This is a genomic window from Aliiglaciecola litoralis (assembly GCF_039523355.1).
GTDB lineage: Bacteria > Pseudomonadota > Gammaproteobacteria > Enterobacterales > Alteromonadaceae > Aliiglaciecola > Aliiglaciecola litoralis.
Map to the genome: position 1 here is coordinate 15,517 of NZ_BAAAFD010000013.1, position 13,087 is coordinate 28,603.

Here is a 13,087-nt window from a genome sequence, read left to right on the forward strand (position 1 = left end):
GGGAAGCCACGATATCTAATATTTGTTGCCTATCTGCTTATCAATTTTTAGAGACTATCCGATAACTAAAACAACTCTCAATTACTTTGGTCGTAAAGACAAAGTCGCTCGGTTTTAGAACAGATAATATCCTCTGATAATCATAGGATAACAATATGGAAGGTTAGCGATTTAGAAATTGCGATACTTTTTCTTTAACTCATCACGCATGTTAAATAAAAAGTAGTCTAGTTCCTGCTTAGCATTTTCATAAGCGTGACTGCATTCACTGGAGTTGGGATCCTGCATTAGTTGTTTAAAGGCAGAGTCAGTTCTGTCTAAAAGTTCGGTTAGCTGTGTATTATTCGCATCCATGCTTTTTTAGGCATCCTGTAGCAGAAATAGTTCAGTATGACTTTTAGTGTGGTCAATAAATCCACATTTTTCAAATAAGATTAAACTGAATTAATATCTAGCCTTCTTGCTTACCAGCTTTTAGTGATCGCTAAGGCGATGATCGCGAGTAAAACTAATACGGGTGCTTCGTTAAGGACTCGATAAAAACGTGCAGAATGGTGATTCTCGTCTCTCGAAAATTGCTTCAACAAGCGGTATAGATAGCCATGATAAACATACATTGCAATGACGAGTGTGATTTTAATGTGTAGCCATTTCGCCGCTACGAACCAGTCTTTACCGTAGAGATATATCAGAGCAACGCCGAAAATCAGAGTTAACACGGCGAAAGGCGTTACGAAAAACCACAATCGACGTTCCATAATTTTAAATTGATCTTTAACAAGCTGCTCTTGAGTTTCGGCGTGATATACAAACAATCGTGGTAAATAGAAGATGCCGGCCATCCAAGCAACCATAAAAAACACGTGTAACACTTTGATCCATAGCAACAACATGGTCGTTCCTCTTAAAATTTTTCTTTATGCAAATAGCTACTCAGTGTATTCCAGGTGATTACCCCGATAATACTAGAAGGTGTTGTTTCGTATACGTAGACAGCACCGTTTCGGTTCGCCTGCAAAATTTCGTACACTTCGGCGAGGGTGGCTTGCGATGAAACTGCCTGCATGTCGAAATAAGCAAGTGCACTGCTGTCGTGGTGTAAGCTTAATTCATATTGGACTAAAGAATACTGAACATCTATTTCAAACGAAGAGCGCAGCACCACAGGGTGGGTAGGTGAGGTATCTAGGAAATCTAAAATATATTTATCCGGTGCGTCGATAAACAATTTATATTCCGTATCCATCACGGCTAATACACCGGTTTTTTGCAGCGTTTCGCGGATCGGCGATATGGTATAAGAGAGCTTTTGGTAATCTAATTGGCGCATGAATATGGAGCGGTTACCCAGTAATTGTGTGGAGGTCACATAAGCCGGAACTATGACCAGCATAGCAGGTAATATCACTTCTGGGTTATAAGCCAACTCCATGACGGATGAAAGTGCCGCAAGTGGGGCATGCAGCACCGCTGTCATTAAACCTGCAATCCCAAGTAACGCAAAGCTATTGCTGTAATCCAAACTATCAGAAATCAGAAAGCCAACAGGAATAGCTAGAACCGCGCCACTGAGCATACCGATTACATAAACGGGGCCGATCAAACCGCCGGGAACACCTAGCCCAATGGCGACCAATGCGAGTACAAATTTGGCAATCAGAATTGCCAGCAACAAGCCCACGCTTTGACCCGTCACAAAAGAATGGGTTACATCCAAACTGGCACTTAATGATTCGGGTAAAAAATACCCAAAGATAGCCGTAATTACTGCGGCAATTAGAATGCGCCAGACCATTTTAACAGGTCGAAAAAGGCGCATTACATTCATCAATTGATTGTTAAACAAGGTGGCAATAAAACCTAAAATAATGCCAAACAATATGAGGTAGGGGTAATGCCATTGACTAATATCTTGAAACGATAAAAACGACAGTTCATGAATTTGCCCAAACACGGCTCGGGTCATCAAGGATCCGCAAGCAGCAGCGAGCATTACCGGAATAAATATGTGAATGCGATATTCGCGCAATACGACTTCCATCACAAAGATAACTGCCGCAAAAGGCGTATTGAAAGACGCAGAGATACCTGCCGCTATGCCACAGCCGGCCAAAATACGGATGCTGTTATAAGGTAATTTTAAGCCATGACCAATAAAGCTGCTTCCTGCTGCACCAAGATGCACCGAAGGTCCCTCTCGACCCACAACAAAGCCTGTGGCTAAGGCTGCCATACCGCCAAAAAACTGGTTAATCGTGGTGCGAAACGGGATGTGACCGTAGCGCTGCTTTAAACGATGGATAACGAAGGGGATCCCCAATCGATAGTGTTTAAAACCGGTCATAAAGGCAAATAAGATAATAAATCCCGCCCCAGCAATGGGCAGCGCAAATCTAAACAGTGGATCTAGGCTTGAGAACTGGTTAAGTTCGTTTAGGTAAAGTCCTTGTAACCACTCCACACATAGGCGGAATAGGATTATAAGTGAAGCCGCACTCATGCCTCCCGCAATACCCAGAATACATAGCTGGATTGACGTTCGGGGGTTGGCTAGCTCCTGTCTAAACGATTTTAATGTCATTATCTGTTGGGCTTACACAATCAATGAGTGATAATGGGCGTCATGTTTGCCGCGTTTGTGGAACACTATATCACAAGTGCTTGTAAACCATGGTAAATTTATTAAAGGATGTGAAATATTGTGATACCTGAGGATATTCGCAAAACTTGGGGGGCGTTCAAGTTTTATACGTTGCTATTAGCCCTATTTGGCATCGCTATTTATCTGTCGTTTACTTATGGCAATCACGATAATGCGCGACAACAAGCAGAGATCGCTACGCTTAAGCACACTATGGACAACTTGGCGAAGGAAAATCAACGGCTAACCAGAGAGTTAAATATCCTGGGTGTTGAATTAGAAGTTCAACGTTTGGCCGCGCAAAAATTACAAGTTAAAATACAGCAAGATTTAGCGCGAGAAGCCCAGCTAAAACAAGAAAATCAGTTTTACCAAAAAGTCATGGCGCCTGAGTTAACGCAAGACGGCTTTGTCATCGAAGCCTTCGATGTTCAAAAATCACAAAGTGATAACGGCTTTCGATACGAACTGGTATTGATGCAGCAAGATAAAATAAAGAGTGTGGTGAAAGGTGATGTCAAGGTTACTCTAGTGGGAAGTCTAAATGGGCAGCCAACTCAACTCGACTTAAGTCAGTTAGCAACCGAAGAGTCTCAATCTTTATCGTTCAGTTTCAAATACTTCCAAACGATTAAGGGGGAGATTATTTTACCCGACGGATTTACGGTCGAACGGGTTAAAGTAAACGCCACTGTTTATCAATTCAAACGCAAGCGTGGCGAGCTAGAGACCAGTTTTGAATGGCAGCCAAGAGGTGCTTGAAATACAGGTAAATACTTGACTAAAACACTAAGGTATTAGATAATCCGCCGCATTCGGGGAGACCTTTCCAGTTAACTATTGAGGTAAATTATGTCGGTTGAGATGGCTTTGCCTATCGAGTTTTCTGACGCTGCGTCAGTGAAAGTACGTACTTTGATTGAAGAAGAAGAAAATCCAAATTTAAAGCTACGTGTTTATGTTACCGGTGGCGGTTGTTCTGGATTTCAATATGGTTTCACTTTTGACGAAAAGGTCAACGAAGGTGATATGACCATTGATAAAAATGAAGTCACTTTGGTGGTTGATCCTATGAGTTTGCAGTATTTAGTGGGCGGAACCGTTGACTATATAGAGGGGCTTGAAGGTTCTCGATTCTTGGTGAATAACCCCAATGCAACCACAACCTGTGGGTGCGGCTCTTCATTCAGTGTGTGATGCCATTTTGCTATTTAGAGCCGGCCAAGTGCCGGCTTTTTTGTGAGTGATTGTCGATTGATGTGATTCCATAGTCGTTAAACCTTAAATATAGTTGCAATTAAATGTTAGCCGTAAACCCCATAAACATAGTACATTTAAGGCTTGTATGAAGGAGATCTAATGTCGCGTGTGATGATTAAAATACGGCAACAACCAGCTTGGATAGCATTGTTTATTTTTATTTTACTGTGCTTGTGGGTGGCATCGGGATACCTGACCGCGCAAACTAGTGAACCTAATCAGTCAGCTAAACCCCTCGCACTAACCCGCGTAAAAGTAGAAACACTGCAAGCAGAACAGGTAAGTTCTGAGATTAAATTATACGGTCGCACTGAACCAAATCGAGTGGCAACTTTGCGCTCTGAAGTTAAAGGGTTGGTGACCGGAATCTATGCGCAAGAGGGCGAGAGTGTCAAGCAAGGCCAGCGTCTCATTACGTTGGAAAGTAATGATTTGGCAGCCCAGTTGAAATCTGCAAATGCCGTTTTACAACAACGCAAAATCGAATTGCAAGGGGCACAGTCTTTAGGTGAAAAAGGTTATCAATCTCAATCCTCATTGGCGCAAGCTCGAGCCAATGTTGAGTTGGCTAATGCGGAAATCGAACGCTTACAATTAGCCCTAAAGAAGACCACCATTAATGCACCCTTTGATGGTGTGATCAATAAGCGCAATGTGGAGATTGGTGATTTATTGCGTGACGGAGATACCATTGCAACCTTAGTCGATTTGCAGCCATTAATTATCTCGGCAAATGTCACCGAAAACTGGGTCCAAAAAATACACATTGATATGCCTGCTTTTGGCCGGTTAGTAAACGGTCAATCTACACAGGGGGTCATCCGCTACATATCTAGCGTCTCTAACCCGGGGACGAATACCTTTAATCTAGAAGTTGAAATTGCCAATACTGATCGAACGTTGGTCGCAGGTATGAGCACAGAATTGACCATTCCCATCGAAAAACAATGGGCTATCAAAATCACGCCAGCAGTGATGGCGCTGGATGAAGCTGGTAATATTGGCGTAAAAATAGTCAAAGATCGGATTGTAAAATTTGTGCCTATCAAAATTGTCAAAAGTGATAGTGATGGCGTGTGGTTATCAGGGTTAGGACGGGAGGCAAACGTGATCACCCGTGGTCAAGGGTTTGTCCGTGATGGCGATGAAGTCGAAGCCATTTTCGAGCCGGCAACTCAAGTGCGTACAAGCGAAAACCACTCGTCCTTATGAAAAATATCATCACCGCATCGCTGGATCATGCTCGCACCGTATTGATGATATTCGTGCTGTTGATCGTTTCTGGAGCAGTGTCCTATTACAATATTCCTAAAGAATCCAATCCAGATGTACCTATTGCCTCCATATACGTCTCCATAGTTCACGATGGTATCTCACCAGAAGATGCCGAGCGCATGTTGGTTAAACCAATGGAGCGAGAGTTACGCTCAATCGAAGGACTTAAAGAATTACGTGCAACAGCCGGAGAGGGGTTTGCAAGTATCACGTTGGAATTTATCGCGGGCTTTGATTCCAAAAGTGCGTTGGCGGATGTGCGCGACAAAGTCACAGTGGCAAAAGCCAAATTGCCGGATGAAACTGAAGAGCCCACTATCACAGAAATCACCATGGCAGGACAACAAGCCGTAGTGACAGTGGTGCTGTCTGGTGCGGTTTCTGAACGCGCTTTGGTCACTATTGCCCGTGACTTAAAAAATCGCTTAGAAGGTCTCACCGAAGTACTCGAAGTGGATATCGGTGGTGATCGTGAGGATATTGTTGAGATCATTGTTGACCCTTTGCTTATGGAATCTTACGGTCTTGATCAAAATGATATTTTTACCCTGTTGTCACGCAATAACAGACTTGTACCAGCCGGCACACTGGATACGGGTAAAGGCAGTTTCGCCGTCAAAGTACCTTCGGTATTTGAATCAGTAAAAGACGTACTGGAGCAGCCGATTAAGGTAGATGGTGATCGTGTCATAACTTTTGAGGATGTAGCACAAGTAAGACGCGCTTATAAAGACCCCCGCAGTTATGCACGTCTTGACTCAAATCCCTCGGTATCCTTGGAAGTGAAAAAGCGCCCGGGTGAAAACCTGTTGATTACCGTTGAGAAAACCAAGGCCTTGGTAGCCGAAGCGCAACAATCGCCATTATGGCCAGCTAGCTTGTCAGTGACCTTCACCGGTGATCAATCAGTGAACGTCAATATGATGCTGAGTGACTTACAAAATAACGTGTCTAGCGCAATTTTGCTGGTGGCCATTGTGATAGTCGCCATTTTGGGCGTGCGAACTGCGATCTTAGTCGGCGTGTCCATTCCCGGCTCTTTCTTAACGGGTATTTTGCTGATCTCGCTGTTTGGTTACACCCTCAACATGGTCGTGCTTTTTTCACTTATTATGGCTGTAGGCATGCTCGTGGACGGCGCTATTGTTGTTACTGAATACGCTGATCGCTGTATGAGTGAAGGTGAAGATAGACGCACAGCCTACAAAAATGCAGCGCACCGTATGGCTTGGCCGATAATCGCTTCAACCGCAACCACCTTGGCTGCGTTCGCGCCATTGATGTTTTGGCCGGGGATGGTCGGTGAGTTTATGAAGTTTTTGCCTTTTACCCTTATCGCCGTGTTGTCTGCATCATTGGTTATGGCATTGATCTTTGTGCCTACTCTTGGTGCAGTCTTCGGTAAGCCTCGCTATGTCGATGACAATACGCGTCAACAGCTTTTGCAAGGTGAAACTGGCGATATTATGTCGCTATCTGGTTTCACTGGAAAATACGTTCGCTTATTAGCGACCGCCATTGCGCATCCAATAAAAAGTTTGTTGGTTGCTATTTTTATCGGTGTTGTCACTTTTAGTGGCTACTATGCATCAGGCTTGGGGGTGGAGTTCTTCCCTCACGTTGACAGTGTGGGTATCAATGTTACGGTCCGCTCCACCGGTGATTATTCAATTCAAGAAAAAGATCAAATTATTAAAGAAGTTGAGCGCAAGCTCATCGATATGGATGAAATTGAAACCTTGTACTCTCGTTCAGGCGGGCGAGAGCAAATCGGGTATCTTCGCCTTAATCTAGTGGATTGGCACCTCCGAGATCATTCAGATGAAATTTTAAAAGAAGTGCATCAACGATTGCATAAAATGCCCGGACTGGATGTTGAAATTGCACCAGACCAGAATGGACCGCAATCGGGCAAGGATCTGCAGATTGAAATTTCATCGCGCTTCCCCGAATTGTTGAATGACGCGGCGTTAAAGCTACGCAAGGTGTTAGATGATAACCCTAAGTTTACCTCAGTTGGCGACACGGCATCCAAGCCAGGTATTGAATGGCAATTGAAGGTTAATCGCAGCGACGCAGCCCGCTTTGGCGCCGATGCGACACTGGTGGGTAGTACCGTGCAAATGGTGACCAATGGATTAAAAATAGGTGAGTATCGACCAGATGATGTTGACGATGAACTGGATATTCGAGTCCGATTCCCTGAATCAGAACGCTATATTGGCAAGCTAGATGAGCTACGATTAAAAACAGCCACTGGCTTGGTGCCTATTGGTAATTTTGTCGAGCGCATAGCGCAGCCAAAAACAGATTTGATCCGGCATATCGACAGTAAACGCGTGTTGCGTGTCGAAGCGAATATGATACCCGGTGAACTTTTAAGCATAGAATTACCTAAACTTGTTAAGCAGCTCCCGTCGTTAGGCATTGATCCTCGGGTAGATATAACGGTTAAAGGACAAAATGAGCAGCAGCAGGAATCCCAAGCGTTTTTGAAGAATGCGTTTATGGTTGCTTTGTTTGTCATGGCAATTATTCTGGTGACTCAGTTCAATAGCTTCTATCAGGCGTCACTCATTTTAAGTGCTGTGCTGTTTTCATTGGTGGGCGTTTTTCTCGGCTTGTTAATTTTTCAAAAGCCTTTTGGTACCATTATGTCAGGAGTCGGTGTCATCGCTTTGGCTGGTATTGTGGTGAATAATAATATTGTGTTGATTGATACCTACAACATACTGTGTCAGCAGGGACTCAATGTGCGTGAAGCGATTCTGCGCACCGGAGCACAGCGTCTGCGTCCCGTCATGATGACAACGGTAACGACTATTTTAGGTTTACTCCCCATGGTAATGGAAGTGAACATTGATTTCATTGGCCGAAATGTGGATATTGGCGGGCCATCGACGCAGTGGTGGTCGCAATTGGCGACTGCCGTGGCAGGTGGATTAGCATTTGCAACTCTACTTACTCTTATATTAACTCCTTGTCTCTTGGCATTAAAAGAGAACATTGACCTATGCTGGTTTAAGTCTAAATCTGCGATATCTCCATGACATCTGAATCAACTTATAATCAATTTGGAACGGCGTTGTGAAAGTAGGTGTACTTCCAATTATATACAAACAATTCCTTTGCTTGCTGTGTGTGCTTGTCACTTTATCAACAGCTACCACGTTAGCTGCAACCTCGACTTTGCCAGAAGATGCGCCAATTATTCTATTGGATGGTCCTAGTACGTCGCCTGAAGCTTTGTATATTCAAGCGGCGTTGGAAAGCGCCTACCAAAGCTTGGGATATCGGGTTAAATATCAGAAAATACCGTTGGCACGCAGTTTTGTTGAGGCTGATGCAGGCCGAATTGACGGTTTGCGTGCGCGAGTAGGGGATGTCGAAAAAGAATTTGTCAATTTGATCAAAATTCCGGTGCCGCTGTTTGAATTTGAAATGGTGATGTTAGCAGATAGAAGAAAATGCGGCGTTTGCGACTATCAATGGATCGAACAAGTTGCTGTGGCACGTGGCTTTCGCGCATTTGAATACTTCCAATCAAAGCAGTCTAATCCAGTTAAACCTATCTATGTCACTCACGCACAACAAGCGTTTAATATGGTGATGGAAGGCAAAGTGAGCGGTGCAGTGATGAGCGGCGCGAGTGTACCCAAAGTCTACTCTGCCATGAGTCATCACTGGATTAAAACGACCTTAGCAAGATTGGCTGATTACCACTTTGTACATCGAAAACACGAGCATCTCGTACCAAAACTGACACAGGTTTTAAGGCAAATGCAAACCTCAGGGGAGCTTGAGAACTTAAAACGTAAATTCGGTATGCAACAATATTACAATGTCGACCAACATACAGACTTCGGCGTTATCAAGGCTGTATCAGCAAGCTGGCACTCGTTTTCAGATACGCCTGAAGCAACTTACTTCAAGATTCTTAATACGGTTTACCAGGGCCATTCCAGTGGTTTAGATGTAAATATTGTCAACTGGAAACGTGCTAAGCAAACCTTTTATGATGGCAAAGCCGATATTTTGGTGGGGGCCTATGACTTCGAAGTGGACCAACGCGCTATTCGCTCAGATATCCACTTAGATTATGAGCTGCCTGTCACGGCATTTGCAAAAAATGACAGTGATTTAAAAGACTGGCTATCAGGCAGTACCAAGGGCACCGCCTGTTATTTGCTTGGTTACGATTTTAATAGCGTATTGCCTGAGTCAATCTCGAGTTACGAAGCACCTAGTATTGCTGATTGCCTGCGGTTACTTAAAGCTGGGCGGGTTGACATACTGTTAGATTACGAAATCGATTTAAGCCCTGATTTTGTTGTCGCTCACGCTAAACAACAAGTATTAGAAGGGTTCCCGTTGTTCATGGTTTTTCAGGACACCGAACGCGGTAGACAGCTCCGACACTATTTTGAAATTCGATATAGACAACTGATTTTAGACGGTAAACTGGAGGCGATATTTCCAAGTAAAATCGATTATCGAAATGCCAATTTTGTGCCCAAAAATTATCAAAAACCGCAATGAGTCTGCTCTAGTAAGGCGCGATTATTGGCTATACTAAATGGCATCAATTTTGATAAATAACCGGAACTGAAGGATAAGATGTGTCGAGAAATTAGAAATTACATTATTATCTGGAGTGCAGGTTAAATAGCTAATCGGAATGAAAACAACCATGATTAAACTATATGGCTCAACCACGTCACCTTATGTAAGACGGATCCGTATGTGGCTTGCCAATACGGAACATGAATTCATTAATTTGCAGATTTTTGCCGGAAAAGACAGAGTCATTTTGGCAGAACGTAATCCCACCTTAAAAATCCCCATGATTGAAGATGATGAAACGGTGATTTTTGACTCTAGAGTTATCTTCCGCTATCTGAGTGATAAATATCAATTTCCATCGTTAAGCTGGGAGCAAGAGAATCAGCTAACACTTATCGATGCGGCCACCGATTCTTTGGTACAGATGTTGTTGTTAGGGCGCTCAGACATAGACACCAGTGAAGATAAAATGTATTTCAAATTACAACGTGAGCGCGTCAATTCGACACTTTCTCACTTGAACGAACTGGTTACGCAAGGGCACTTTTCCGATTGGAATTACCCGTCTATTTGTTTATACAGTTTAGTTGATTGGATTGAATTTAGAACCTTGCATGATTTGCAGCAGATGCCTGATTTATTAGCATTTCATAACGCAAATCATCAGCGTATCGAAGTAACCGCAACGGATCCAAGAAGCACATGATAGGCGCAGCATTTAGCTGCGCCTGCAAGGAACTGGGAGTTAATTTAATTTGGATGGATGCTTTTGTCTCAATTCAGTTTCAAATACGTCGGGAAAGACGACTATGCCTTCTTCGTCTGGATTTGGAAAAACTGCTACACAGACACCATCTCCTTCTAACCCATCTGTCCATCTTTCAAACCAGTCCTGAAGCGAAATCGCCTTAGGTGTACATTGCGCCCAGTCGCCGGTGGCCCAATATTGCGCAAATTCCTCTGCTGGCCACACTGGCACGCAGTCTTCGTCATCGCTATTTAGCATTACGCAACCATGCTCATCAGTCAGGATCCATATTTGCTTATTAATCGAAACCTGGGTTAATAAGTAGGCGTGACGTTTTTCGGCTGACATTTGTATTATCTCGTTGATATCTAAAGACATAGAGAAACCCTTGTAATAAAAGAAGTGACGGCTAAACAGATTCAAGTAAATGCCAATAAAGCAATTTACTTTTTATCCGAATGAGTCAACCATAGACAAAGTGTACTCATTTAACTCGGACCATCAATGAATATCAGGTTTATACCATTAATCGCGGTTTTGCTACTAGGGTTTAGCAGCATGTTGTTAGCATTTTCTGTATTAAGCACTGAATCACAGGCTGCGGATACGCAAGTGAGTGTCTATAAAGCATCAGCCGATCCCATGCAGGATGTTCAGCTTGCGCTCGAACAAGCCAAGAAAAATGACAAGTTGGCATTAATTATTTTAGGGGCGCAGTGGTGTCATGACAGTATGGGGTTAGCGGATAAGTTTGATGCACCCGAAATGCAGGTTATCTTGGCTGATAACTTTGAAACGGCTTTTGTCGATGTCGGCTACCTCGAAGACAGGCGAGACATCACCCAACGTTTTGGTCAGGCCAACTATTTTGCCACTCCAACAGTGTTGATAGTCGATCCTCATTCTGAGAGATTGTTAAACGCCGATAGCTTACAAAAATGGGGGGTTGCCGATAGCATTCCGGTTAGCCAATATATCGAATATTTTAGTGGCTTTGGCCACTCCGATGTCGACCCATTGCCACCGCTATCGGAACTAAATTCGCGTCAAATAAAGCAATTTGAGCTTCAGCAGGCTGAACGTTTAATGCAAGCCTATCGCCTGCTACGGACTGATTTACGGGCTGATGTTGAGCGTACTCCTGACCAAACACCTAACGAGGACTTTTATAAACGTTGGGCAGAAGTTCGCTCTTTTAGATTGCAATTACAAGCTGACATCCAAGCGCTTTACAGCAAAGCTAGAGAGCAACATGACGCAGGGTTGAGCTTGCCGACATATCCAAAATTTAGCTGGGAATAGCAATGAATTACATTAGCTGTTTTGAATGTGTGGAATGTAAAACGCAGTATCCTAGCGATCAAGCGATGAACTTGTGTCCGAAGGACGGCCGACCGGTTCAAATGAGGCTAGATATAGACAATATTGCTCAGGATTATCCGCAACTGAGTTGGTATGACCAAGCGCAAAAATCGATGTGGCGATTCGGACCACTTATGCCATTTGATATACACAAGTACCCAGATAAAATCTGTAGTTTGGGTGAGGGCAATACGCCGTTAGTTAATGTCACAGACTATGGGATGTTTGACTCATCCTTCGCACATGTTTTCATCAAGGATGAGGGACAGCCCTATCGAGGCTATGGTGCTAATCCTACTGGCAGCTTTAAAGATCGGGGCATGTCTGTTGTAGCGACCATGGCCAAACATTATGGGTTACACAAGTTGGTCGTGCCGACTCAAGGAAACGCGGGCGATTCGTTGAGTGAATATGGGCATCAATTTGGCTTGCAAGTAGCGGTGGTGATGCCCGATGACACGCCCATGCCGATCATGGGAAAAGTTGCAGCCTATAGCTTTAAATATCCACATATCACGCTGGATTTGGTGAAAGGCACCATACGTGAAGCGGGTGCTTTGATGAAACAAAAATATCTGCCTCAAGGGTATTTTAACTGCGCCACTTTTCAAGAGCCTGGTTGGCGAATTGAAGGGAAAAAAACCATGGGGCTAGAGTTAGCCGCACCCAATGAAATGAAAGATGATTGGTCACTACCGGATGTTATTTTTTATCCCACCGGTGGCGGCACCGGTATTTTGGGGATGTGGAAAGCGTTTGATGAGTTAGAGCGTCTCGGGATCATCGATGACAAACGCCCGAAGATCATCGCCGTACAAAGTCAGCAGAATGCACCCGTGGTAGATGCCCTTGAAAAACAGTTAAGTGACACGCAGCCAACCGATGGTGGGGACACGTTGGCCACGGGATTAAATGTGCCTGGAGGCGTGGGACATAAAGCTGTCTTGGCCATTATTAACCAAAGTAAAGGTGGTGGTGTGGCAGTGAGTGAAGCGCAAATTAGCCAACACACACGTGGCATTTTTCAACAGTATGGTATGTGGATTAGTCCCGAGGGCGCTGCTGCGATTGCCGCCGTTGAGCAAGCTAAAACGCTAGGGCTTGTAAAAGAAAGCGATCAGATTGTGTGTTTTAATACCGGAAGTGCAGAGAAATATTTGCCTAATATTCGTCATCTATTTATGTCTTAGCGATACCTACAACTACCTTTGTGATGGCTCAGGGGGAATGTTATTGGT

12 protein-coding genes are annotated in these 13,087 nt (G+C 43.9%); 8 read left to right on the plus strand and 4 right to left on the minus strand.

Annotation, left to right across the window (positions count from 1 at the left end; translation table 11 throughout):
* Positions 1 to 171: 171 nt before the first annotated feature.
* The 3 genes from ABD036_RS17175 to ABD036_RS17185 all read right to left on the minus strand — a co-directional run bounded on the left by ABD036_RS17175 (position 172) and on the right by ABD036_RS17185 (position 2,581).
* Positions 172 to 354, minus strand: a complete 183-nt coding sequence (locus ABD036_RS17175) for a hypothetical protein (RefSeq protein WP_343862154.1) — start codon at positions 352 to 354, stop codon at positions 172 to 174.
* A 110-nt stretch (positions 355 to 464) separates the two neighbouring features.
* A complete protein-coding gene (locus ABD036_RS17180) occupies positions 465 to 893 on the minus strand; it encodes a CopD family protein (RefSeq protein WP_343862155.1) in 429 nt (142 codons plus the stop codon).
* 11 nt (positions 894 to 904) lie between these two features.
* A complete protein-coding gene (locus ABD036_RS17185; RefSeq protein WP_343862156.1) occupies positions 905 to 2,581 on the minus strand; it encodes a chloride channel protein in 1,677 nt (558 codons plus the stop codon).
* 120 nt (positions 2,582 to 2,701) lie between these two features.
* Here ABD036_RS17185 and ABD036_RS17190 point away from each other — a divergent pair, with 120 nt between their 5' ends.
* The 6 genes from ABD036_RS17190 to ABD036_RS17215 all read left to right on the plus strand — a co-directional run bounded on the left by ABD036_RS17190 (position 2,702) and on the right by ABD036_RS17215 (position 10,445).
* Positions 2,702 to 3,403: a DUF6776 family protein gene (locus tag ABD036_RS17190; protein WP_343862157.1), complete on the plus strand. Its 702-nt coding sequence runs from the start codon at positions 2,702 to 2,704 to the stop codon at positions 3,401 to 3,403.
* Between the two features lie 90 nt (positions 3,404 to 3,493).
* Positions 3,494 to 3,838 (plus strand): iron-sulfur cluster insertion protein ErpA, encoded by a 345-nt coding sequence (gene erpA, locus ABD036_RS17195; protein ID WP_343862159.1) that lies wholly within the window; start codon positions 3,494 to 3,496, stop codon positions 3,836 to 3,838.
* Between the two features lie 162 nt (positions 3,839 to 4,000).
* Complete coding sequence (locus ABD036_RS17200) at positions 4,001 to 5,113, plus strand: efflux RND transporter periplasmic adaptor subunit (RefSeq protein WP_343862161.1); 1,113 nt, start codon at positions 4,001 to 4,003, stop codon at positions 5,111 to 5,113.
* Entirely contained in the window at positions 5,110 to 8,226 is a 3,117-nt protein-coding gene (locus ABD036_RS17205) for an efflux RND transporter permease subunit (protein ID WP_343862163.1), read from the plus strand. Before ABD036_RS17200 ends, ABD036_RS17205 begins: the two co-directional genes overlap by 4 nt.
* A gap of 37 nt (positions 8,227 to 8,263) precedes the next feature.
* Positions 8,264 to 9,715, plus strand: coding sequence for a transporter substrate-binding domain-containing protein (locus tag ABD036_RS17210; protein ID WP_343862165.1), 1,452 nt, complete (start codon positions 8,264 to 8,266; stop codon positions 9,713 to 9,715).
* Positions 9,716 to 9,866: 151 nt separating this feature from the next.
* Positions 9,867 to 10,445, plus strand: a complete 579-nt coding sequence (locus tag ABD036_RS17215; RefSeq protein WP_343862167.1) for a glutathione S-transferase family protein — start codon at positions 9,867 to 9,869, stop codon at positions 10,443 to 10,445.
* Positions 10,446 to 10,484: 39 nt separating this feature from the next.
* Here ABD036_RS17215 and ABD036_RS17220 read toward each other — a convergent pair whose 3' ends face one another.
* Positions 10,485 to 10,865 (minus strand): DUF2750 domain-containing protein, encoded by a 381-nt coding sequence (locus tag ABD036_RS17220; RefSeq protein WP_343862169.1) that lies wholly within the window; start codon positions 10,863 to 10,865, stop codon positions 10,485 to 10,487.
* 126 nt (positions 10,866 to 10,991) lie between these two features.
* Between ABD036_RS17220 and ABD036_RS17225 the strand changes: the two genes are divergently transcribed.
* Both ABD036_RS17225 and ABD036_RS17230 read left to right on the plus strand, forming a co-directional pair.
* The gene (locus ABD036_RS17225) at positions 10,992 to 11,789 is read left to right on the plus strand and encodes a thioredoxin family protein (protein WP_343862171.1); all 798 of its coding nucleotides are present in this window, start codon (positions 10,992 to 10,994) and stop codon (positions 11,787 to 11,789) included.
* Between the two features lie 2 nt (positions 11,790 to 11,791).
* Positions 11,792 to 13,039, plus strand: coding sequence for a threonine synthase (locus ABD036_RS17230; RefSeq protein WP_343862173.1), 1,248 nt, complete (start codon positions 11,792 to 11,794; stop codon positions 13,037 to 13,039).
* Positions 13,040 to 13,087: the final 48 nt, after the last annotated feature.

Bases quoted from the DNA above. Each gene is read 5' to 3' on its own strand.
- ABD036_RS17185 (WP_343862156.1), bottom strand. From the start codon at position 2,581: ATGACATTAAAATCGTTTAGACAGGAGCTAGCCAACCCCCGAACGTCA.
- ABD036_RS17230 (WP_343862173.1), top strand. From the start codon at position 11,792: ATGAATTACATTAGCTGTTTTGAATGTGTGGAATGTAAAACGCAGTAT.
- ABD036_RS17215 (WP_343862167.1), top strand. From the start codon at position 9,867: ATGATTAAACTATATGGCTCAACCACGTCACCTTATGTAAGACGGATC.
- ABD036_RS17200 (WP_343862161.1), top strand. From the start codon at position 4,001: ATGTCGCGTGTGATGATTAAAATACGGCAACAACCAGCTTGGATAGCA.
- ABD036_RS17205 (WP_343862163.1), top strand. From the start codon at position 5,110: ATGAAAAATATCATCACCGCATCGCTGGATCATGCTCGCACCGTATTG.
- erpA (WP_343862159.1), top strand. From the start codon at position 3,494: ATGTCGGTTGAGATGGCTTTGCCTATCGAGTTTTCTGACGCTGCGTCA.
- ABD036_RS17220 (WP_343862169.1), bottom strand. From the start codon at position 10,865: ATGTCTTTAGATATCAACGAGATAATACAAATGTCAGCCGAAAAACGT.
- ABD036_RS17180 (WP_343862155.1), bottom strand. From the start codon at position 893: ATGTTGTTGCTATGGATCAAAGTGTTACACGTGTTTTTTATGGTTGCT.
- ABD036_RS17175 (WP_343862154.1), bottom strand. From the start codon at position 354: ATGGATGCGAATAATACACAGCTAACCGAACTTTTAGACAGAACTGAC.
- ABD036_RS17225 (WP_343862171.1), top strand. From the start codon at position 10,992: ATGAATATCAGGTTTATACCATTAATCGCGGTTTTGCTACTAGGGTTT.